Genomic DNA, 21855 nt, shown 5'->3' on the forward strand with positions numbered 1-21855 from the left:
GGGCGGGAAGGGCCTGCCCGCCAACGAACCGGCGGTGGCTGCCGACCCGGCCGATCCGGTACTCCTGATCTACACATCCGGCACCACTGGCGACCCGAAGGGCGTGCTGCTCAATCACAACGGCATGCGGCTCTGCCATGAGCGTACCGCCATCATGGGCCTTCGCCGCGACGACGTTCAGCTTACGTACTTGCCGCTGTTTCACACGTACGCGCTCTGCTATTCGGTGCTGGCGTCGTTCATGAGCGGCGCCCGGCAGGTCCTGATGGATGCCTTCAATGCCGGCGAGGCGCTGCGTCTGATCGAGTCGGAGGGTGTCACCGTGGTGCACGGCTTCGACGCGCATTTCAGTGACCTGCTGTCGACCCAGCGCCAGGTCGCCCGTGACATTGGGAGCCTCAGATTCGGTACGCTGACAGTCGGCGCGGATTCCAGCATTGGGCTGGCACGCGAAGTGCAACGAGCGCTATGTCCGACCTTGTCCGGCTATGGCATGACGGAAATGTGGGGCGCGGTCACCATTACGCCGCAGGGCGCCACAGAGGCGCAACGCTGCGAGGCAAGCGGAATTCCCCAGGCGGGCGTCGAGATACGTGTCGTCGATATCGGGACAGGACAGCCAGTGCCGGCGGGCGAGATCGGCGAGATTCACGTGCGGAGCTTCACGCGGATGATCGGCTACCACAACCAGCCAGAGGCGACCGTGCGCGCGCTCGATGAAGAGGGATGGTTCCATACCGGTGATGCCGGGATCCTGCGCAGTGATGGCCACCTTCGCTATGTCGGCCGCTACAAGGACATGCTCAAGGTCGGGGGGGAGAACGTCTCGCCGGCGGAGGTGGAGGCGGTGCTGCTCTCGATGCCGGGAATCGATGCCGCGGCGGTCGTGGGGCAACCCGACGGCAGGCTCCAGGAGATTCCGGTCGCATTCATCGTGCCCGCTCCCGACACGCCGGTGTGCGAGCACGCCGTCAAAGCGTTCTGCCGGGGCAAGATTGCCAGTTTCAAGATTCCCGCGCGCGTGATCGTCGTCGACGCTTTGCCGGTGACGCCAACGGGGAAGGTCCAGAAGGAAGTCCTGCGCCGAAGACTGGCTGAAGCCGCGCCGGTGGCAGGTCAGCACGACAGCGAGCAGGCGCGCGCGCTGTCCTCATCCCCACTGCGGGGCGCACACTAGGAGGAAAAAATGCTCAGGACTATCTTCCAGATAACAGCATGCTCCCTGGCGGCATTCTGCATGGCCGGCGCTGCCCATGCGAATGGCTACCCGTCGAAGCCCATCCGGTTTGTCGTGCCGGCGGGCGCGGGCGGCGGGACCGATACAGTCGCGAGGGTGCTGGCGCAAAAGATGGGGACTACGCTCGGAGCCACGATTATCGTGGAGAACAAGCCGGGTGCCGGCGGGCAGTTGGGCGCGGAGTACGTCGCGGCGTCGGCTGCAGACGGATATACGTTGCTGTTCACATCGTCGTCCGTCTTGACGTTGCCATATCTGAGAAAGACCAAGTTCGACCTGCTCAGGGATTTCGTGCCGGTCGGCAAGGTCGGGGACGGCACCTTCTCGCTGGTAGTGAATGTCAAGCTTCCGTTCAATAACCTGCGGGAGTTCCTTGCCGCCGCGAAGGCCAATCCAGGCAAGTATTCCTACGGCTCCGCCGGAAGCGGCTCCGCGGGCCATCTCGCGGGCGAATTGCTGCAGAGCAAGGCTCACATCGAACTGATGCATGTGCCGTTCAAGAGCAGCAGCGAAATGTCTCAGGCGCTGATCGCAGGGCAGATCGATCTGTCGATTGACGTCCTGACGGTGCAGAAGCCACAGATCGAGGCCAGGAAGGTGCGGGGTCTGGCAACGACAGGTCCCGAGCGCGACTCGTTCCTGCCATCGCTGCCGACTTTCAATGAGACGGGCGCGATACCAGGGGGCTATGAAATCACTTACTGGTTTGCGCTCTTTCTCCCGGCCAAGGTGCCAGCCGCGATTGTCGAGCAACTACAACGGGCGTTCGTGGCGAGTGCCAAGGATCCTTCCTTTACGAGTGCACTGGGCCGTTTCAGCCTGCGGCCGTCGACCCTGGACGCGGCTGCCTTCCGCAAGAGCCTGGAGAGCGAATCCCAGACCTGGCGGAAGATCATTGCGGAAAAGGGCTTGACCTCGCAGGAGTGACCGGCGGCATTTGCAGATGACGATCTCAGTAAAGGTGAACAAGATGACGACAGGTTTGTCGACGCCCGACGAAGTCAGGAAGCGTCTTGAAGGGAATCTGAAACGGCGCGGGTATCTGCTGCCACATCAAGGTTTGATGGCCGTAGCGATGCCGGATCTCCAGGATGCCTACATGGTGATGTACTCAGCCCTGACTGTGCAGCAGAACCATCTGAGCGCCTATGAACGCGAGTTTGTCTGGCTCGGCATCCTGGTGGCGGCGGGCGAGAGTATCGGAACGCATCATGTGAAGTACTTCTTCGATACCGGTGGCGACCGGGAACAGGCGGAAATCGTTTTCCGGCTCGTCGCGCTCGCAAGCGGCACGCGGCATTCCTTTGAGTTCCTGGATCGGCACTGGGCTGAACACTTCGCGCCAATGGCGGCCGGTGCCGCCTATACAGAGGCCGTCGAGTCGTTGATCGCGGGGTCGACCGTGCCGCTCGACCTTGCCTGGATGACGATGTTGGCAATTCACACGACCCTGGGCCAGAAGTGGGGCATCCAGCAGGACCTGCTAGCCGCATACGCACTGCGCGCTCATGAAGGCAAGCTCGCTGAAAGTGCGTCGTTGCCGATGTGGGCGGCGGGCATCAATCGCACCATTGACGCGTCCGAGGTGTGGCTGCATCTGATGCGAACGGGGCAGATCGAGGCGTCGGAGCCGTTCCGCGCCTGGGCGGAGATGGCCGGCCAGGGCGCCCTCGCTGTCGAGGATGGTGTACGCCGCTAGCGGCAGCCTGCTGCGCCGGCATTCAGACTGTGCTGGCATAACCGGCATTCAACGGATCGCAGATTTCACGGACAAGAAGGATCAAGGAGACTAAGCCATGCGGAATATCGTTTCTCTTCAGGACAAGGTCGTCGTCGTTACCGGCGCGGCACAGGGTATCGGGAATGCCGTCGCGCGTCTGGCGCTGGACCTCGGCGCCTCGGTTGCGGTAGTTGATATGAAGGCCGAGCCATTACAGGCCCTGGAGGCCGAGCAGCCGTCACGGGTCATGGCTCTGACGGGCAATGTTGCCGATGCCGGCTTTGTCTCCGAGTCTGTCAGCGCCATCATTGAGCGGTTCGGAAAGATCGACGGTCTTGTCAATAACGCCGGGATCGGCCGGCCCGCGATGATCGAGAAAATGACACTGCAGCAGTGGCAGGAGGTCATCGACGTCAACATGACCGCGCCCTTCCTGTGGTTGCAGGCGGTGGGGCGGCACTTGCTGCAACGAGCCCGGGGCGGAGAGGAAGCGCCGGGTTCCATTGTGAACATCTCGTCGGATGCCGGGCGCAAGGGATCGATCGGCCAGATCAATTATTCCGCTGCGAAGGCCGGCATGCTGGGAATGACGATGAGCGCGGCGCGCGAATGGGCCAAATACGGGATCCGGACCAACACGGTATGTTTCGGTGTCGTGGAGACACCCATGACCGAAGTCATTCGGGGAGAGCGATTCCGCGATGGTGCGCTCGCGCAGATTCCGATGGGACGCTGGGCGCAGCCGGAAGAAGTTGTCAAGACGGTGTGTTTCCTGGTGTCGGACGCAGCCTCATACATCATCGGGCAGCATATCGGCGTCAACGGCGGTTACCACATGGCGAGCTGAGCGATGACGGCGATGCTGCACCCAGACCAGGACTTCCAGCGTTTTCTGGCCGCGGGGCGATTCATGATCCAACGATCGCGCTCCAGTGGCCACTACGTGTTTCCTCCTCGTATTGCGGAGCCCGCCAGTGGATCACGCGATCTCGAGTGGGTTCAGGCAAGCGGACTCGGTACGATCTATTCGTTGACGGCGGTTTCGAGGAAGTCGCCCGCACCAGATAACATCCTCGTCCTCGTCGATCTTGCCGAGGGCCCGCGCATACTCTCGAGGCTGGCCAATGCTGCTGCCACGGTCCCACCGATCGGCGCCGCTGTGAAGGCCCGGATCCTGGCCACCGACGGAGATCCTTGTCTCGTTTTTGAACTGGATGAATCCGTTGAGGATTCTGGCAGCGCTACCGGAGGGCGGCAATGAGTCAGGGATTTCCGCGCGGGAAGACCGCAATCGTCGGTACGGCCACCTATGGCATTGGCGAAGCGCCCGGCCTGACCTCGATGGACCTGGCAGCGACTGCCAGCCTGATGGCGCTCCAGGACGCGGGCTTGAAGCTCGGCGATGCCGATGCATTGTTTGTCTGCCTGCCCGATGACATGCTATCGGGCCTAAGCCTGGCGGAGTATCTCGGGATCAGTCCGCGCATCACCAGCAACAACCGGACGGGCGGCTCGGCATTCCTGACCCATGCGACGGCAGCGGCGCTGGCCATCGACGCAGGGCTGTGCGAAGTAGCGGTGATCGCCTACGGCGCGAATACCCGCACGGGTGCGGGCAAACTCGTGCCGCCGCCCGGTTCCTCGATCTACGAGACGCCCTATGGCGTGAGCCTGGCCTCTTCCTACGCGCTGGCCGCGGCCCGGCACATGCACATGTATGGGACAACCCGACGGCAGCTTGCCGAGGTGGCGGTGGCGGCGCGGCAATGGGCTGCCCTGAATCCCGAAGCCTATATGCGCGAGCCGCTGTCGATAGACGATTGTCTCGCGGCGCGTCCGGTTTCGACGCCTTTCACGGTTCGCGATTGCTGCCTGGTTTGCGATGGTGCCGCAGCGGTAGTGATGACCAGCGCCGCGCGTGCCCGCGATCTCGTGCCGCGGCCCGCGTACCTCCTCGGCGGCGCGGAAGCCACAACCCACCGTTACATCGCACAGATGCCCGACCCTACGGTGACCGGCGCGGTTCAATCCGGCCAGCGGGCATTTGCCCAGGCAGGCGTTACCCCCGCCGATATTGACGTGCTGCAGCTCTACGATGCCTTCACCATCAATCCCATCCTGTTCCTGGAGGACCTCGGATTCTGCAAGAAGGGCGAGGGCGGAGCATTTGTCGAGGGGGGGCGTATCGCGCCGGGCGGAAGTTTGCCGGTCAATACCAATGGTGGCGGGCTCTCCTGCGTCCATCCTGGAATGTATGGGTTGTTCACCATGGTCGAGGCGGCCCGGCAGATTGCCGGCACTTGCGGCGCGCGACAGGTGAGCGATGTCAATCTGGCGCTCGCGCACGGGAACGGTGGTGTACTGAGCAGTCAGGCCACGCTGATTCTCGGATCACCCGATACCGTTTGACATGGAAGGAAACCAAACATGACGATCCAATACCCGGAAGCGCTGGCCCTTGACATTCCGGCCCGTGTGCAAACGTACTCCGAGAAAGATACGATCCTGTACGCGCTCGGCGTGGGTTTCGGCGAGAATCCACTCGACGCGCACGAGTTGCGCTACGTGTACGAGAGGGACCTGTTGGCATTTCCTACGATGGCCGTTGTACTCGCGTTCACGTCGATGCGGGATATCGACCTGGGCATAGACTACGGCCAGATGGTGCACGGTGAGCAGAGTCTTGTCCTGCACGCGCCCCTGCCGGCGGCCGGCACGGTCAGCGCCAAGACGCGCGTGACAGAGATCATTGACCGTGGCGAGAAGGGCGCGCTCGTCATGCTGGAGCGCAATATCACGGCAGCGGCGACGGGCGAGCTGCTTGCGACGGTCGGCATGTCGGTGCTTTGTCGGGCCGACGGCGGATTCGGCGGCACGGTGACCTCCGCGCCGATGCCCCATCCGATCCCGGAGCGGGATGCCGACTTCAGCGTCGACATCCGGACCCTGCCACAACAGGCCCTGATCTATCGGCTTTCAGGCGACGTCAACCCGCTGCATGTGGAACCAGCTGCGGCCAGCAAGGCTGGCTTCGAACGTCCGATCCTGCACGGTCTCGCCACGTTCGGGATCGTCGGCCGGGCACTCGTGCAAAGCCTGCCGACACAGGACAGTACGTTGCTGCGCGCACTAAGCGGACGCTTCTCCGCCCCGGTTTTTCCGCGTGAAACCATCCGGGTCGAGATCTGGAACGATGGAGACAACGCGTTCAGCCTGAGGGCGATCGCGGTCGAACGGGGAAAGATAGTGTTCAACAATGGACGCGCAGCTGTAGCTGGCTAGCGTGTCCTGGCACGCGCTCAGGCCGGCGCGACGCGAGCATGCCAGCCAGGCCGCAAGTAACTACCGGCCGGCCTTGTGCTGGCCGGTTCCCCTTTGGCCGCCGCTGCTGCCGTCTCCCGCTACGGAATATAAGAGGCGGCAGCCTTGGGCAGATCAATTGGCGGCGAGAATCATGTCGGCGCCTTTCTCGGCGATCATCATCGTCGATGCGCAGGTGTTTGCCGACGGAATGGTCGGCATGATCGAGGCGTCGATGACGCGCAGGCTACCGATACCGTGCACGCGAAGCTGGCTGTCGACAACCGCCATCGGGTCGGCCGCATTGCCCATCTTGCAGGTACCGACGAGGTGATAGCCGGTCATGCCATATTGGCGCATGAAGTCGAGCCATTCGTCGTCGGATTGCACGTCGCTTCCGGGTAGCAACTCGGCTTCGACGATGCGCTGCATGGATTCCGTCTTCAGCAGCTTGCGTGCCCACTTAAGCGCGGCGACGATGACCTGGCGATCCCGCTCGTCGTCCAGGAAGTTTGGCTGGATGATCGGATCGACGCGATCATCGGCGGAGAAGGCGCGCACGTGCCCGCGGCTTTCCGGGCGGAGCTGCCAGGCGCCGCAGGTCAGACCCGGGTAATCGTCAAGCCTGCCGAGCATGCCTTGCTTGTAGCTTGCGGGGGTAAAGGTGATCGCGAAATCGGGGCTTGGGAGCGTGGCCACCGATTTCCAGAAGGTATAGAGAAGGATAGGGCTGAGCGCGAGCACGCTGTTGCGCCGGCACGCCCACGCGAGAACCTCCCTGGCCAGCCGCAGTCCGCGCACCCGCCCGTTGATGCTGTCGATCCCGGGCCGTGCCCGCGTCACCAGGCGCGCGGTGTAGTGGTCGCGCAGGTTCTCGCCGACTCCGGGCAGGTCGTGGACAACCGGAATACCGAGGGACTGCAGCAGAGAGCCAGGCCCGATACCGGAGAGCTGTAACAGTTTGGGACTGTGGACTGAGCCGGCACAGACGATGACCGCACGCCGGGCGGCCACGGATACGGTCGTCGTGCTGTCGCCGAGCCGGTACGCTACGCCAGTGGCACGACGGTTTTCGACCAGGATTCGCGTGACCTTTGCGTTGGTCATGACGACGACGCCATGGCGCTTGCGCGCGGGATGGAGGTAACCATGCGCGGCGCTCCAGCGCCTGCCGTTGTAGATGTAGCTCTGGCAGTAGCCGACGCCAGTCTGGTCCTGGCCGTTGTAATCGTCGTTCCTCGGGATGCCGCACGACACCGCGCCCTCGACAAACGCTTCACAGATTTCGTCGCGCCAGCCTGTCGTCGTGACCGGAATGCTTCCATGCCGGCCGCGATAGTGCGAATCGCCGCCGCTGAGGAACTGCTCATTGCGACGAAAGTAGGTCAGTACATCCCGGTAGGCCCAGCCCTCATTGCCCAGCTCTGCCCAGGTGTCGAAGTCGAGTGCCTGGCCGCGGCTATACACCGCGCCATTGATTGCACTGGATCCACCCAGAGTCTTGCCCTGGATCATGGGGATGGGACGTCCGTTCGTCCCAGGCGAACCTGCCTGCATCATCTGCCAGGTGACACGGGCGTCGCCGAGCGTCTTGATGAATCCGGCAGGGATCCGAATATATGGATTGGTGTCCAGCGGGCCTGCCTCGAGGACGCACACCCTGTGGCCGCGCTCCCCGAGCCGATAGGCCACGACGCTCGCAGCTGCGCCCCCGCCTACGATGACATAGTCAAAGTTGTTCAAAAGTGAACTCCCATTGGTTGGATTGCCATGCATGCGATGCGCCGGATCAACCGCGCAACTCGGCGCAATCGATATGCTGGGTCTCCAGGAATTCCCTGACCCCTTCCTCACCCCATTCCCGGCCGAGTCCGCTTTGTTTGAAGCCACCCATGGGTGCGTCGGCGCGCAAACCGGCGCCGCCGTTGATGGTCACGGTCCCGACCCGCAGGCGCGGGGCGAGCTGCAGACAATCTTCGGCGCGTCCGTAGAGGTAGGCCTTGAGCCCCAGTTCGGAATCGTTGGCGATATGAATCGCCTCGTCGACGCTGTCATAGGGCAGGACGACGCCGACCGGACCGAAGATTTCCTCCCGCGCGATTCTCGCGCGGTTGGTGACGTTGGCGATCAGGGTGGGGTTGACATACCAGCCGCATTGCTCGGTGGGAGCGCTGCCGCCAGCGACAATTTCCGCCCCTTCGCTCACCGCCTCCCGCACAAGATGCTCGATGCGGTGCCGATGCACGGCGCTGATGACCGGTCCGACCAGCGTATCGGGGTGCCATGGGTTGCCAACACGAATTTCCCGGTAGGCCCGTACGCTTTCCTCGATGAACTCGTCCAGGCGCGAGCGCTCGACCAGGATACGCGTGGGAGATCCGCAGCCCTGGCCGGCGTTCTGGAGATAGCGCGAATGCAGACGAAGCGCGTACTTCCTGTAATCGACACCGGGCATCATGATGGCAGCAGACTTTCCGCCGAGTTCGAGCACCACGCCGCGAATCCCGGTTGCCGCTTGCTGCATGATCATTTTTCCAACGCCGACGGAGCCGGTGAACGAGACCTTGTCGACGCCGGGATGCTCACAGAGCGCCTTGCCGACGTCGGGCCCGCCCACCAGGAGGTTGACAACACCAGGGGGGAAACCGGCTTGCCGGATGAGCTCCCCGAGCAGCAGGATGGTCAGCGGCGCCTGCGGGGAAGGAAGCAGTACCAGCGTGCAGCCGGCAGCAAGCGCAGCGCCTACCTTAGTGGCAAACAGGATCAGGGGATAGTTATAGGCAATGATCGCCCCCACGACGCCGGAGGGCCGGAACTCTATGCGGTTGCTGGTGCCGCTGGAGCCGGCCAGGGCGGGCAACTGATAGGCGCGCTCGAGCGTCGATGCATCGGCGAACCAGCGCAGGAAGGCAAGCGCGGCATCGACCTGCATTCCCTTGTGGCCGATGGGTGTGCCTATTTCGTCCACCAATGCCGCCATCAGCGTGTCGGCATGCTGATCCATCAGGTTGGCCAGGCGGTGCAAGCAATCGCGCCTCAGCGCCGGATTTGCCCAGGCAGGGTTCGACAGGGCATCGCGCGCGCTGCCAACGGCGTCGTTGAGTTGGGCGAGCGACGCCGACGATACGGTCGCCAGGACTGCCTCCGTTGCTGGATTCACGACCTCGATCGCGGGGCCGTCTCCTGACTGGAATACATTTGCGACCAGCAGGCGTGTATTCCATCGCTGCTCGACAGCGGCTGCAGTTGCGGTTGGGTGAGCGAACACATTCATAAGCGTCTCCTTTTTTTTGTGATGCAGTGCGTCGCGAGGTGAAGGCCGGAGTTGGCGCGACCGGGCAACGCGACCGAGCATGCTTTGCCGCGCATGGTCCGGGGCAAATAACGCTGCGATCTACTGACCGCCTTAGTACTATACCCGATAACATAAAAATATACGCATACGTATTCTTGCGCTCAAGCCCGACGCGGGCAGGGGCGCGACGCGCACGCATGCATGGGTTTCAGGGCATGCGCGAAGTACTTCGGCGCATGCCTTGCCGAGCGCAGGGGCACGCTGCAACAAGACCAAACCAGAAGAGCAACGGAAGGAGGAGACAGGATGAAGCGGAGCCGGAGGAAGTTCGTATGGTTGTTGGCGTACTCGACGCAACTGGGGATAGGCATGGCGGCTGCCCAAGCTCATGCGCAGTCTTCCATCACGCTGTATGGCCTGACTGACATGTACCTTGATTTCACGACGAACAATGCCGCCGCGGTCGCCGGCCAGTCCGGCGCAAAGTCTGTCGTCCGGCTGACCTCCGGAGGGCTGGCCGGATCCCGATGGGGTCTGCGCGGCGTGGAAGACCTGGGCGGAGGATTCAAGGCGGTGTTCGTCCTCGAGAACGGCTTCAATGTCGATAACGGGACTATGTTCGACAGCTCCCGCATCTTCAATCGGCAATCCTTTGTCGGCATTCAGGGCAAGTTCGGCCAGCTCACCTTCGGGCGCCAGTACACGACCATGTTCGACACGCTCGCGAACCTGATGCCACAGTACTTTGCTCCAACGTACGAGCCGCTCAGTGCTGTCACTGGCCCGTTTCGCTTTGATAACGGCATCAAGTACAAGGTCGGCCTTGGAGGCCTGACTCTGCAGGCTCACTACGCGTTCGGCGAGCGGGCCGGTTCGCTGGGGGCGAGTGCGGCAATGGGAGCCGGTGCAGCCTATACATCGGGTCCACTGTCGCTGGTGTTGACCTACGACCAGAACAATGGTGCCCCCACCGACAACGGTTATTCCAAAGGCCGCAGGGCTGCTGTGTCGGCGATGTACCGGACCGGGGCGGTCAAGCTGACGTCCGGCTACCGCTGGGAGAAGGATGTGTCCGGCCCCGGGGAAACAGCGCGGCGTGACGACCTGTTCTGGGTTGGTGTCGGATACCAGCCACTGCAGTCGTTGCAACTCACCGCCGCCTTCTACTACGACGATGTGAAGGTCGCTGGTCCGGTGAGTCATCCACCGAATCCCAGGCAGTACGTCCTGCAGGCCATCTATTCCGTTTCAAAACGAACCGACCTCTACGGCGCTGTGGCGTTTGCCCAGCAAGCGGGCCTGAACTTTGCGCCGCTGAGCGCGCTCGCCGCCGGGAAGACCAACCAGACCGGCGTCGCGCTGGGTATCCGGCACATCTTCTGAAAGCCGGTTTGTCGTAGCGCAGCGCGCGCCGCCAACCGGAACGTCGACGCGAACAATGCCGGCAACGCTTCAGCCGCCCGTTGTGCATTGAATCACATGGATCCGCCGCATCCCGACACGGATGCGGCACCACCAGAGGAGAAATCAAAGTGTTCACAATCGTCAAACGCGTAGTGGTCTTCGCAAGCCTTTGCGTTGCAGTGCCCGTCGTGGCTGCAGATAACTATCCGGCCCGCGTCGTTCGGGTCATTGTCCCGCATGGGGCAGGCGGCGGAACCGATGTCGTGGCCCGCGTCTTCGCCCAGAAGCTCGCCACGAATCTTGGCAAGCCGGTCATTGTCGAGAACAAGCCTGGCGGCGGCAGCCAGCTGGGCGCCGAATATGTCGCCTCATCGCCGGCGGATGGCTACACCGTCCTGTTTTCGTCGTCGTCGATCCTCACACTGCCCTACACTCGCAAGACAAAGTTCGAGCTGACGCGGGACTTCATCCCGATTGGCCAGGTGGGCGTGGGGTCGTTCGTGCTGGTCGTGAATCCCAAGATGGCGGTGAACAACGTGCAGCAGTTCATCGATAAGGCCAGGACCAGCCCTGGTACGCTCACTTATGGCTCAGCGGGCGTGGGTTCCGCGAATCATCTGGGCGGGGAACTGCTCAATGCCAAGGCTGGTATCAGGACACTGCATGTGCCGTTCAAGAGCAATAACGAGCTATCGCAGGCCTTGATGGCCGGCCAGATTGACTTCGCCATTGATGTGCTTACCACGCAGAAGGACCAAGTGGCTGCGAAGCTGGTGAAAGGACTGGCGACAACGGGGGCGAACCGTGATCCGTACCTGCCTGATCTGCCGACGCTCAATGAGTCCCAGGCGATTCCGGGCGGCTATGAGCTGACATACTGGTTCGGCGTATTCGTTCCTGCAAAGACGCCCGCAGCCATTGTCGACAAACTCCGGCGCGAATTTGTGCTGGCGATGCGGGATCCTGAGGTCATCCGCCGCGTCAAGGGATTCAGCCTGATCCCTTCGACCTTTGATGCGGACGGCTTCACGAAAAATATCAGCGCCGAAACCGAGCTATGGAAGCGGATCATCGCAGAGAAAGGGCTGGATAAGCTTGAGTAGTCCCGTCCTGATACGTGCCTGGAATCAGGGCTCCATATTGCTTTGGGTCGATCCCGGCAAAACGCGGCCAGGACCCTCGCCGCATCGCGTCGCTGTCCGACTGAAGCCACGGTGGACGCGAACCGGGTAGCTAAGCTATGGCCGGAGCCGGGCGCGGAAGCCCGGCTCGTGTCGACGGAGTTCCTAAGCGAGAGGGGAAAAAGAGTACGGACGAGTGCTGCCGTCCGGCACGCAACGCTCATGCGGTTTCGCGCGTCAGGGTGTTGCCGGCGCTGGCGCCGGCGATTCGCAGCGCGATGGTGGCATAGTAGTCGGCCGTTTCCTCGCGATTCAGCCTCCGGTCCGAGCGCCACCATGTGTAGGCGAACGAGATCATCCCCGAAATCGCCCTCGATGTCATCTGGACATCGTCAACGACAAAGTCGCCCGACGCCACGCCATCCTGGATGATACGAGCGACCATGTCGTCAAATTTCTTCTGCTCGGCTGCCACTGCAGCGCGCGCATCTTTCGACAGGCACCGCTCCTCTCGCCAGAACACGCCGACGAGAACTTGATTGTCGATGACCCATTCCGCGTAGTAACGCGCGAATGCCGACAGCATCTCGGGCGGCGTGCCGCCCTCATCGATCGCGCGCAGGATTACCGCTTGCGCAGCAGCCAGGGCGCGCTTGAAGATCTCGACCAGGACAGCCTGCTTGTCGGCGTAGCTGTAGTAGAAGATTGCCTTCGTGCCCGACAGCTTGTCGGTAATCATGTCGACGGTCGTGTCATGATATCCGCGCTCATAGAACGTCTCGCACGCCGCGCGCAGAATCAGTTCCCGCTTGTAGGCATTGACCTCTTCGCGTAGACCCGGATTCTTTCCGCCGCCACGCGAAGCCCTGCTGGTCTTCGGCTGCGCAGGGGTCGAACTGGCTGGCCGTTGTGTTCTCCTGGCGGCGGGCTTTGGTTTCACTTCGGTGCTCATGCTGTTCTTTGCGTTGTGGAGATCAAAGGTTAGTTATGCCAGTATTGTAAAATACTCCGCCGGAGATTATATGTACCATCCGGTATCTTTCCGCAAGCATGGCGGTCGCGGGTGCCACTCAGTCCGGTCGTCCTCGGACACTGACCTGCCAGTGCTGCAGGGCGAAGCCTGGTTGCGCCGCTTCGGCAACGGAAGGCGTGCGCGCGCCCCTGGCCAACAGTCGCCTGGCGGCCATGTGATCCATCGGGCTGTTTGTCGACTCCACCGCTACCAGGCGGCCTCCCTGATAACACAATATCGAAAACCTCTGCCCGGCGGTGTCTCCGATGGTGACGAATTCATCTATGACGGATGCAAGGCCGGCGATCTGAAGCTTCAGGCTGCCCTGCTCACTCCAGAACCACGGGACTGCTTCGAACGGTTCGACCCGACCGGTCAATCTGGCAGCAACATGTCTTGCCTGGTCCGCCGCATTTTGCACTGACTCCAGCCTGATCCAGCGACCGGATCTCGGATCGGGAAAACTGGCACAGTCCCCTATGGCGGAGACGGCCGGATCGGTGGTCACCAGATGGCGGTCGACCTGAATGCCATTCTCGCAACGGAGTCCGGCTTGCGCGGCAAGCTCAACATTTGGCAATACGCCGATGCCGAATACCACGGTGTCCGCCTCCAGCAAGCGACCATCGGCCAGTTGAACGCCAGCGACCCGGCCCTGGCAGCCCAGAATCCGTTCCACTTTTGTCTGGAAATCGAACGTTACGCCTGCTGCTTCCAACGCTCGTTGAAAATGGGAGGAAGTCGCCGGCGAAACCGCGCGCGCCATTGGGCGGGTTCCGATCTCGACAACATGGACAGACACGCCCAGCGCGCGCGCGACCGCGGCGAATTCCAGTCCGATAAAGCCCGCGCCAAGCACCACGACCGCGGACGCCTGTCTGATGTGTGCGCTGAGCGAAGCCGCTTCGCGCAAGGTGCGCAGACCGAATACGCCATCCAGGTCGCTTCCCGGCATCTCCAGGGGCCGGTTTCGCGCGCCGGTGGCAAGAATCAAGTGCCCGTACTGGATGGCGGCACCGCCTTCCAGTACCACCCGCCTTTCCGATCGCTGGATCTCGACGGCGCTTTCCGTGATCATCTCGATACGATGCTCCGAGAAGAACCTGGCCGGTTTGAATGCCAGGGCTTCGGCGCTGACCTTGCCCAATAAGTATGCCTTGGAAAGCGGAGGACGCTGGTAGGGTAGCCCGGGCTCATTGCCTACCATGAAAATCTCATCCTCGAATCCGCCCTGGCGAAGCGACGCGGCTGCCTGGTAGCCGGCCTGACCCGCTCCAATTACCACCACCGGCCGAGACATTACAGTATGACCTCAGGAATGCGGACGACCAGCCCGTCGAGATCTGACGTGACAACGAGCTGGCAGCTGAGTCGGCTGTTGTCTCGCCGCTCGCTCGACGTCCCCCCGAGGAGCGCGTCTTCGTCTTCCTGCATAGGGGGAATAACATCGTGGTGCGATTCCACGTACACATGACAGGTCGCGCACATTGCATTGCCGCCGCATTCTGCGGCAATTCCGTCGATGCCGTGCATGGTCGCACCCTGCATGACACTAAGACCGGCGTCCACTTCAATGCTTTCCCGATCGCCGTTGGGTTGTACGAATGAAACGACAGGCATTGTCTCTTCTCCAGATTTAAGAATTGCTCCGTCTGCTTTTTCGGGCAGCGGTTATGGTCGGCGGGCGACCCACAGGCCAGATGTCCCCTCCTGCGCGACTGTTCCATCCGTCTTGACAAGCTTCATGTGCCTGTCGATCAAGCCGCGGCCGGAGCGGGTGAGGCGTTTTCCGGTGATGACCATCTCGAGGTTCACGGTGTCTCCTATGAAGAGCGGCGCACGGAATACCCAGTCCTTGATAGTCTGTCATCGCAAGCGCAGTCTCGGCAAAGTCCGGAATGCGGCCGAACAAGCCGATTGCCAACGCGATGCCAAAGGGACCATGTGCGACGAGCTGCCCGAATGCAGTCTGGGCCGCGTATGCCTCATCGGTATGCAGCGGATGCGCATCACCAGATACCTCGGCGAACAGGGTGAGGTCTGTCGCAGAGATCGTCCTGCCCGGCACTGAAAAAGTGCCGCCAACTTCAACGTCCTCATAGAACATCAGGTTCCCTCCAGGATCATCCGTGGCGTCCCGCCGATACTTTATTTATACTACGGCGTATATTTGGATTGCAAGTCATCTATCTTGTTCCGTGCCGACATGCCGACATTTGGCAAAAATCTCAATGAATTCTCCGCCATGTCGATCTACTTTCAACGTATTATTTTATACGCATGAGTATATGCGTGATATAGTCTGTGGGGTGAGCACGCGCCGGGCCGTGCCTCGACGGGACAACGAAAGGAGGGGAAAAACATGAACGCCAACCGGATAGAAGATGCCGTGGCTGCCATCGCCGCCGGGTCCATGGTGGTAGTGGTGGATGACGAAGACCGGGAGAACGAGGGTGACATCATCATGGCCGCGCAGTTTGCAACGCCGAATGCCATCGCATTCATGGTCAGGTGGACCAGTGGCGTGCTTTGTGTTGCCCTGCCGGGCGAGCGCCTGGATGCGTTGGAGTTGCCCCTGATGGTGCCGCGAAACACCGACTCGATGCTGACGGCATTCACGGTGAGCACCGACTACCGGCATGGCACTTCAACAGGCATTTCTGCATCAGACAGGGCTGCGACCATCCGTGCACTGGTGAATCCCAACACAAGCGCACGGGATTTCAGCTGCCCGGGTCATATCTTTCCGCTGCGGGCCATGCCCGGCGGTACGCTGGAACGGCCGGGACATACGGAAGCTGCGGTGGACCTGACAAAGCTGGCGGGATTGCGCCCTGGCGGCGTTCTTGCCGAAATTGTGGGCGAGAATGGGCAGATGGCCAGGACACCAGAGTTGCTCGTGTTCGCGCAGCGCCACGGAATCCCGTTGATCACGATCAAGGACCTTATCGAGTACCGGATTCGTGTCGGGGCCGCTCGCATGCCGGGGATGTCGGCACTCCTGGAGTCGTGAGCTGGCCAGGGTTCGATCGTCCGGTATCGGCATCTCTCGGGCGATCGCGGTTCCTATCCGATGGATTTCAGTCCGGACTGGTGGCGCAACTGCGCGAGGCCATGCCCGGAACGTGGTGCCTGCGCCTGACCTCGCAAGCGCAAGGATGCGGACCAGAAGAGGATGCCAACGGCCCGGGAGTTCCAGCCCCGCTGCAGGCAGCGCGCCTCCAGCGTCATCGCCTCGGCAAGGCCGAGTTCAACGGCGGAAGCAAAGCTGACCACAAGGTGTTGTGCGTCGCCCCGTAAGGCGACGCTCTCGTAGAATTGCGCCAGGGCCTCGTCATGGCTGTATCCACCAACGCGGCACTGGCGCTTCGCGTCCACCAGTGCCTGCCGGGTCAGCGCGCGGACTTCATGGCGCAGATCGCAAAGCGCTTCGAGGATTGCGCTGCTGGCGGTCCAGATGGACAAGTCCACGATTTTCCGTCGCAAGCGTTGCCTTAGCCGCCGGTCCAGACCGGCTTGCGCTTCTCGCGGAAGGCCCGTGGCCCTTCCATGGCGTCATTGCTGCGGTAGACGGGTTCGAAAATGCTGGTGGCTGCCTGCAGCGCGGCGCTTCTTCCCATTTCCGTCGCCATCATCAAGGCTTTCTTGGCGGCGCGCACGGTCAGAGGAGCGCAGCCTGCGATGGTCTCGGCCAGCTCGATCGCCTTTGGCATCAGGTCTTCCGGTGTCGTCACATGATTGACGAAGCCCACTTCATAAGCGCGTCGCGCCGAAATCGGATTCCCCGTCAGCAGAAGTTCCATCGCGATTCTCTGCGGGATCATGTGGATCAACGGAGTCGCCCAAGGCATGCCCCGCCCGACTTTCGCCTCGGTAATGCCGAATGTCGCATTCTCGCTGGCGACGCACAGGTCGCACATCTGGGCAAACAGCCACCCGCCGGCCAGCGCGATGCCATTGACCGCGGCGATGACCGGCTTGGAGACCTGAACCGTGTCGCCAATAACTGGGAGGAAGCCCGGCGGCGGTACCCCGACCCCAAGCTCTGCGGCTTCAACCAGGTCCATGCCCGCGCAGAACGCTTTATCTCCCGCCCCCGTCAGGATGGCAACCGGAGACGGCGAGCGCTCGAACTCCCGGAGCATCCCGTAAAGGCCTTCGCGGATGGTGTGGTTGATGGCGTTCCTTTTTTCAGGGCGATTCAGCGTGATGATGGTCACCTGACCCACCTGCTCATAGAGAAGTTCTGGCATTTAAGCTCCTGAAGCGTCATGCGCGGTTAAAGGCGCCCAAATAGTTCATAGGCGGTTCGCGAGAGTGCCTCCCTGAATGCCGGATGGGCGATATCGATCATTGCCTTGGCCCGTTCCCTGAACGACAGGCCTCTGAGCCTGGCCGCGCCGAACTCGGTGACGATGACGTCGACGTCGCTGCGCGGCGTACTGACCGGGCCATTCAATGCGCCGACGATCCGGCTGATGGTGCCTTCTGCTGCGGTCGACGGTAACGCGATGATCGAGCAGCCACCCGGAGAGCGGTGGGCCGCCCGGACGTAGTCGATGGCGCCTCCCACCGCGCCGATGTGGCGCCCGTTGGCCACTTCAGCGTTCACCTGGCCGGTCAGGTCGACTTCGATCGCTGAATTGATCGAGACAAGGCGTGGCAATTTCGCCAGGATGGCCGAACCGTGCGTGTAATTGATGGTGTGCATCTGGAGCTCCGGACGCCGGTCGGCAAATCGGTAGAGCTTCTCGGTACCTGCCAGCATGCCTGTGACAATCCGGCCCGTGTCAATCGGCTTGCGCGCATTGGTAATGACGCCACGCTCTACCAGATCCACGACGCTATCCCCGATCATTCCTGAATGGATGCCGAGATCACGCCTGTCGGAGAGCCGTGCCATGATGGCTTCAGGTACGGCGCCGATACCGGTTTGGATCGTCGCTTCGTCCGGAATGAAGTCGCTGGCAAATGCAGCGATGTGGTCTTCTGTGGTTCCCGCCGCTGTCGCCGGGATTGAAAGCACGGGCCGGTCCGTGCGTACGATGCAGGCAAGCCTGTCGCGCGGAATGGTGTGCGGCCCAGCGGTCCTTGGCGCCTGTGCATTGACCTCGCCGATGACCGTGCGAGCCTTGCAGGCTGCCGCAACAATATAGTCGGTACCAACAGCAAACCGGAAATTGCCATCGTCGTCCTCGGCCAGCTGGACGATTGCCACATCGGAAGCGATCAGGCCCTGGTCGATGTACTGAGGCAGGATGGACAGTTGTGCCGGCACGGTTTCCAGCACGCCTTCCCGATCGAGTTTCCGGTTGTTTGCGATGCCGCCGATGCCATAGAACCGTACATGCTCGGCTTGCGCGGGATCGATCGTTCCGGAGAATGTCGCGCCTAGGAAAACAGAGAATCTTCCGATGTTGGCCCGCTGTGCCATAAGTCTTGAGGTGAGCGGGATCGCCTCGCTGGTCACCTGGCCCCACACCACCCCGTCGCCGGCGCGAACGAACTCGGAGAAATCCAGTTCGTCGAGCGTCAATTCACGTAGTTTAGTCATCGCTTCATGCCAGGTTTCTTCCAGCGGCCAGGATGGCCTCGGCACGCTTGATCAGGGGAGCGTCCACCATGCTGCCCTCGAATGAGATCGTTCCGCGGCCTTCGGCGGCGGCGAGCGCGACCGCTTGCAGAAGCCGTTGCGCATGGGAGATTTCTTCCGAACTTGGTGAGAAGCAGCGGTTCGCCGCTTCTACCTGCCGCGGAGTGAGGCAGATCTTGCCGCCGTAGCCGAAGTCCCTTCCGCGCACGGCATCCTTTTCGAACACGGAAACGTCAGTTACATTGGTGACCGCCTGATCGATGGCGGCGATGCCGGCTGCCTTCGCCGCGAGCAGGACACGCTGGCGGGCGTAAAGCAACTCGTCGCCATCGTTCGTGCGCCGCACATGCATTTCCGTCGCGAGATCTTCGGCACCGAAGTAGAGCGCGCCCCTTTGCGCAATGGCCGCGGCACAGGCGTGGACCGCCATGACGCCGCGGACGGACTCAATGCCGACGACTATCACGCGTCGCGAGCCATCCTTGTCCAGCTCGCGCCTGAGCCGTTCCAGTTCTTCCGGACCTTCCACCTTTGGAACGACGATACCGTCCGCATCGCACGCAGCCACGGCTTTCAGGTCTAATGGCCCCAGGCAATCGGAAAGCGGGTTGATGCGTACCAGCAACCGGCCGTTGAGATTGCCGGAGCGGGCAGCGGCCAGCGCTTCCGGTAAGCGCATGCGCGCTTCGTGCTTGTGCTCCGCCGGGGTCCCATCCTCGAGATCCACGACATAACTGTCGGCGCCGGTTCGTCCGAACTTCGACAGCAGGTCGTGGCGATTCGCGGGGGCAAAGAGCAGGCTTCGCCAGAGTCCATGATTTTCCATTGACGGTTCCTTGCGATGTCAAGCGCTGTATCCACCGTCCAGCACGAGGCGTTGTCCCGTAGTGAAGCCAGAGCGCGATGATGCGAGGAAGACGATCGCATCCGCGGCCTCGTCGGCAGTGCCGACCCGACGCAGCGGCGCGCCCTTGCGCATTGCCTCCGCTGCGGCCGGTGGCAACTGGCTCCAGACCCGGTCCATCAGCCCTGCGTCAATCACGCCAAGCGCCACCGCATTCGCCCGGATGTTGGACCGGCCCTCCTCGCGAGCCACTGCGCGCACGAGCGCCTCGATGCCGCCCTTGGGCCCGGTCGACAGGATGTCCATGGGGCTGTGCCGGATGATTGCTGCCGAACTCAACGCAACAATCGAGCCGCCGCCGCCGGCGCGAAGGTGAGGAATCGCATGCTTCAAGGCGCTGAAGAAGCCGACGAGATCGTTATTGATCGTGTCGCGCCATTCTTCAACGGTGACGTCGGCGACATAGGCCATGCGGATATTCGCGCCGGTGGCGACTACCAGGGTATGGATGCGCCCGAAACGCTCGCCGACCTTGTCGAAGAAGGCGCCAGTCGCCTGGGCGTCGGTCAGGTCGAGTTGACCGTAGAACGCCTTTCTTCCCAGGCATTCGATCAGTCCGGCAGTCTCTTTGGCTGCGGTTTCGTTACGCTGGTATGTGAACGCGACATCGCAGCCGCACTGGGCGAGCCGTACGCACACGGCCCGCCCGATTCCTCCACTACCGCCAATCACCACAGCAACCCCTGCGGGAAACTCCGCAAAGAAGCCTCCCGCAATCTTGTTACCAGTCTCATTCATGATTTCGACGCCGTTCTATGGCCAAGGCCGGTTGGTTCGCAAAGCGCGTGTTCCGGCGTTTAGCGGTTGAGGCCGATCGTCCGGAACGTATCGATGGCCTTAAGACGCGGGAGCACCTTTTCTGCGTAAACGCTGAAGTTCCGTGTGGCGACTTCCTTGGACATTCCGCCCATCGTCAGCACGTTAATGACAGCGGCGCAGTCCAGTGCCCGCACGCGATCGACTGTCGCATCGACGACTTGATCGGGCGTTCCGCTGATCTGCAGGTCGGCAAGGAAGCGGTTGAACTGCAGCACGCCGTGTTTCTCGATGTTTCGTCGCAGGCCTGCGTAGTATTCATAACCATTGATGGTCTCCATCCGCGGATTCTCGAACTCGTAATGCTCAATGGTCGAGCGGGCGTATGCCATGGTGTACTGGTCATGTAGCTCGCGAGCTCGGCCGGCGTCTTCGTCCACGGTGGTCAGGTTGACCAGGATCGGGCGTGGGGCCGGATACCCATTCATGGACTCGAAGAGCTCCGCGTACTGCCTGGTTTCCTTGACGACCGTTTCCCATGGCTTCTGGGCAATGAGCATCAGCCCGTAGCCTAACTTGGCCATGATCTTGGCCGACTCCGGGGACACGGCCGATGCATAACTGCGGCCCCGGAACGTCAGTGAAGAGCGTGGGCGGATATCGACTGGCGGCTGTTTATACAGCTCACCGTCGCTACGGATAACGCCGGTCTCAAGGCTGTCGGAGATCGCCCCAGCGTATTCGATGAACCGCTGCCGAGACTCGCCCATCTCAAGGCCGAAAGCATCGAATTCCACTGCGCCCAAGCCACGTCCGACGCCAAGCACTGCACGCCCGCCCGAAAGGATATCGAGTGCTGAAATTTCTTCGGCGACGCGGATCGGGTTATGCCAAGGAATGACCATCACCATCGTTCCGAGTAGCGCGCGCTCTGTTCTTCCTGCCACCCATGTCAAAAACTGTGCCGGATTGGGCATCATGTGATAGCGGGTGAAATGATGCTCCGCCGTCCAGATCGATTCGAAGCCCATGGCTTCTGCCCGGTCCACCAGCGGCATCTGGACTCGGTACACCTCTTCGTCACTGGGGTGGCTGAGGCCCTGAAAGAAAAAACCGGCACCTACATGCATGTTGACTTCCTCCGTTCTTGCAAGCGTTGCGTTACAGACTCCGGAATTCCCCGGGGCGCGCTTGGCCTCTGATCACCATGCACATCCGGAGCATAAAATACGTAACAGAAGATTTTTATACGCGTAAGTATTTTGACCCTCAGGAAGTTGCTTGTCAAGCGAGGTGGGTGTGGGGGCGGCGATGGCTATGCGTCCCCCCGAGCGGGGCAGCACTCCGCCGAAGGACGCCTAGTGTCCTGCGTCAGAAATTCGTAGACAAAATCGCCTGATGCTGGCGAGGATGTCATCGGCGGACTTCGTCCACGCGAAAGGCGTGGGGTTGGCGTTGTTCAGGTCAAGGTATTGATGAGGGTTGGCCGCTATTCGTAAAAAATCCGCCGCAT

General features: G+C 61.8%; 22 protein-coding genes and 2 pseudogenes. 10 read left to right on the forward strand and 14 right to left on the reverse strand.

The window, feature by feature from the left end:
• The 7 genes from AC3WRR_RS00005 to AC3WRR_RS00035 form a co-directional block, all read left to right on the forward strand.
• The coding region (locus AC3WRR_RS00005; protein WP_492295464.1) for a class I adenylate-forming enzyme family protein at positions 1 to 1177 on the forward strand (1177 nt) is incomplete at its 5' end.
• A gap of 9 nt (positions 1178 to 1186) precedes the next feature.
• A complete protein-coding gene (locus tag AC3WRR_RS00010) occupies positions 1187 to 2164 on the forward strand; it encodes a Bug family tripartite tricarboxylate transporter substrate binding protein (protein WP_492295465.1) in 978 nt (325 codons plus the stop codon).
• A gap of 10 nt (positions 2165 to 2174) precedes the next feature.
• Positions 2175 to 2936, forward strand: a complete 762-nt coding sequence (locus AC3WRR_RS00015; protein ID WP_492295466.1) for a hypothetical protein — start codon at positions 2175 to 2177, stop codon at positions 2934 to 2936.
• Between the two features lie 97 nt (positions 2937 to 3033).
• The gene (locus AC3WRR_RS00020; RefSeq protein WP_492295468.1) at positions 3034 to 3804 is read left to right on the forward strand and encodes an SDR family NAD(P)-dependent oxidoreductase; all 771 of its coding nucleotides are present in this window, start codon (positions 3034 to 3036) and stop codon (positions 3802 to 3804) included.
• A 3-nt stretch (positions 3805 to 3807) separates the two neighbouring features.
• Positions 3808 to 4218, forward strand: coding sequence for a Zn-ribbon domain-containing OB-fold protein (locus AC3WRR_RS00025; RefSeq protein WP_492295469.1), 411 nt, complete (start codon positions 3808 to 3810; stop codon positions 4216 to 4218).
• Entirely contained in the window at positions 4215 to 5366 is a 1152-nt protein-coding gene (locus AC3WRR_RS00030) for an acetyl-CoA acetyltransferase (protein ID WP_492295471.1), read from the forward strand. The genes AC3WRR_RS00025 and AC3WRR_RS00030 overlap by 4 nt, the downstream gene beginning before the upstream one ends.
• A gap of 18 nt (positions 5367 to 5384) precedes the next feature.
• On the forward strand, positions 5385 to 6239 hold the full coding sequence (locus tag AC3WRR_RS00035) for a MaoC/PaaZ C-terminal domain-containing protein (RefSeq protein ID WP_492295473.1): 855 nt from the start codon (positions 5385 to 5387) through the stop codon (positions 6237 to 6239).
• 153 nt (positions 6240 to 6392) lie between these two features.
• On the opposite strand, the gene AC3WRR_RS00040 is transcribed toward AC3WRR_RS00035, so the two are convergent.
• Both AC3WRR_RS00040 and AC3WRR_RS00045 read right to left on the reverse strand, forming a co-directional pair.
• Complete coding sequence (locus AC3WRR_RS00040; protein WP_492295475.1) at positions 6393 to 8033, reverse strand: GMC family oxidoreductase; 1641 nt, start codon at positions 8031 to 8033, stop codon at positions 6393 to 6395.
• 13 nt (positions 8034 to 8046) lie between these two features.
• Positions 8047 to 9531, reverse strand: a complete 1485-nt coding sequence (locus AC3WRR_RS00045) for an aldehyde dehydrogenase family protein (protein WP_492295477.1) — start codon at positions 9529 to 9531, stop codon at positions 8047 to 8049.
• 390 nt (positions 9532 to 9921) lie between these two features.
• Between AC3WRR_RS00045 and AC3WRR_RS00050 the strand changes: the two genes are divergently transcribed.
• Together AC3WRR_RS00050 and AC3WRR_RS00055 are read left to right on the forward strand one after the other, a co-directional pair.
• Positions 9922 to 10935, forward strand: a complete 1014-nt coding sequence (locus tag AC3WRR_RS00050) for a porin (protein WP_492295479.1) — start codon at positions 9922 to 9924, stop codon at positions 10933 to 10935.
• Between the two features lie 149 nt (positions 10936 to 11084).
• Positions 11085 to 12059: a Bug family tripartite tricarboxylate transporter substrate binding protein gene (locus AC3WRR_RS00055; protein WP_492295480.1), complete on the forward strand. Its 975-nt coding sequence runs from the start codon at positions 11085 to 11087 to the stop codon at positions 12057 to 12059.
• A gap of 238 nt (positions 12060 to 12297) precedes the next feature.
• On the opposite strand, the gene AC3WRR_RS00060 is transcribed toward AC3WRR_RS00055, so the two are convergent.
• The 5 genes and pseudogenes from AC3WRR_RS00060 to AC3WRR_RS00080 all read right to left on the reverse strand — a co-directional run.
• On the reverse strand, positions 12298 to 13029 hold the full coding sequence (locus tag AC3WRR_RS00060; RefSeq protein WP_492295481.1) for a TetR-type transcription factor C-terminal domain-containing protein: 732 nt from the start codon (positions 13027 to 13029) through the stop codon (positions 12298 to 12300).
• A gap of 118 nt (positions 13030 to 13147) precedes the next feature.
• The gene (locus AC3WRR_RS00065) at positions 13148 to 14389 is read right to left on the reverse strand and encodes an NAD(P)/FAD-dependent oxidoreductase (RefSeq protein ID WP_492295482.1); all 1242 of its coding nucleotides are present in this window, start codon (positions 14387 to 14389) and stop codon (positions 13148 to 13150) included.
• The gene (locus tag AC3WRR_RS00070) at positions 14389 to 14709 is read right to left on the reverse strand and encodes a 2Fe-2S iron-sulfur cluster-binding protein (protein WP_492295484.1); all 321 of its coding nucleotides are present in this window, start codon (positions 14707 to 14709) and stop codon (positions 14389 to 14391) included. The genes AC3WRR_RS00065 and AC3WRR_RS00070 overlap by 1 nt, the downstream gene beginning before the upstream one ends.
• A 51-nt stretch (positions 14710 to 14760) precedes the next feature.
• A complete protein-coding gene (locus tag AC3WRR_RS00075; RefSeq protein WP_492296046.1) occupies positions 14761 to 14904 on the reverse strand; it encodes a hypothetical protein in 144 nt (47 codons plus the stop codon).
• Positions 14905 to 15007: 103 nt separating this feature from the next.
• Positions 15008 to 15196: pseudogene (locus AC3WRR_RS00080) on the reverse strand (MaoC family dehydratase); the annotation flags it as partial.
• A gap of 255 nt (positions 15197 to 15451) precedes the next feature.
• Here AC3WRR_RS00080 and ribB point away from each other — a divergent pair.
• Entirely contained in the window at positions 15452 to 16102 is a 651-nt protein-coding gene (gene ribB, locus AC3WRR_RS00085; protein ID WP_492295486.1) for a 3,4-dihydroxy-2-butanone-4-phosphate synthase, read from the forward strand.
• A 53-nt stretch (positions 16103 to 16155) separates the two neighbouring features.
• On the opposite strand, the gene AC3WRR_RS00090 is transcribed toward ribB, so the two are convergent.
• The 7 genes and pseudogenes from AC3WRR_RS00090 to AC3WRR_RS00120 form a co-directional block, all read right to left on the reverse strand.
• Positions 16156 to 16554: a hypothetical protein gene (locus AC3WRR_RS00090; protein WP_492295488.1), complete on the reverse strand. Its 399-nt coding sequence runs from the start codon at positions 16552 to 16554 to the stop codon at positions 16156 to 16158.
• A gap of 29 nt (positions 16555 to 16583) precedes the next feature.
• The gene (locus AC3WRR_RS00095) at positions 16584 to 17342 is read right to left on the reverse strand and encodes an enoyl-CoA hydratase-related protein (RefSeq protein ID WP_492295489.1); all 759 of its coding nucleotides are present in this window, start codon (positions 17340 to 17342) and stop codon (positions 16584 to 16586) included.
• A gap of 26 nt (positions 17343 to 17368) precedes the next feature.
• Positions 17369 to 18643, reverse strand: a complete 1275-nt coding sequence (locus AC3WRR_RS00100) for an acetyl-CoA hydrolase/transferase family protein (protein WP_492295491.1) — start codon at positions 18641 to 18643, stop codon at positions 17369 to 17371.
• 4 nt (positions 18644 to 18647) lie between these two features.
• Positions 18648 to 19508, reverse strand: a complete 861-nt coding sequence (locus tag AC3WRR_RS00105; protein ID WP_492295493.1) for an HpcH/HpaI aldolase/citrate lyase family protein — start codon at positions 19506 to 19508, stop codon at positions 18648 to 18650.
• Between the two features lie 18 nt (positions 19509 to 19526).
• The gene (locus AC3WRR_RS00110) at positions 19527 to 20324 is read right to left on the reverse strand and encodes an SDR family NAD(P)-dependent oxidoreductase (protein WP_492295495.1); all 798 of its coding nucleotides are present in this window, start codon (positions 20322 to 20324) and stop codon (positions 19527 to 19529) included.
• Between the two features lie 59 nt (positions 20325 to 20383).
• Positions 20384 to 21472 (reverse strand): LLM class flavin-dependent oxidoreductase, encoded by a 1089-nt coding sequence (locus tag AC3WRR_RS00115; RefSeq protein ID WP_492295497.1) that lies wholly within the window; start codon positions 21470 to 21472, stop codon positions 20384 to 20386.
• Between the two features lie 228 nt (positions 21473 to 21700).
• Positions 21701 to 21820 (reverse strand): annotated as a pseudogene (locus AC3WRR_RS00120) (IS630 family transposase); the annotation flags it as partial.
• Between the last annotated feature and the right edge of the window lie 35 nt (positions 21821 to 21855).

This window comes from Cupriavidus sp. FW305-3-2-15-C-LB2 (genome assembly GCF_058787575.1).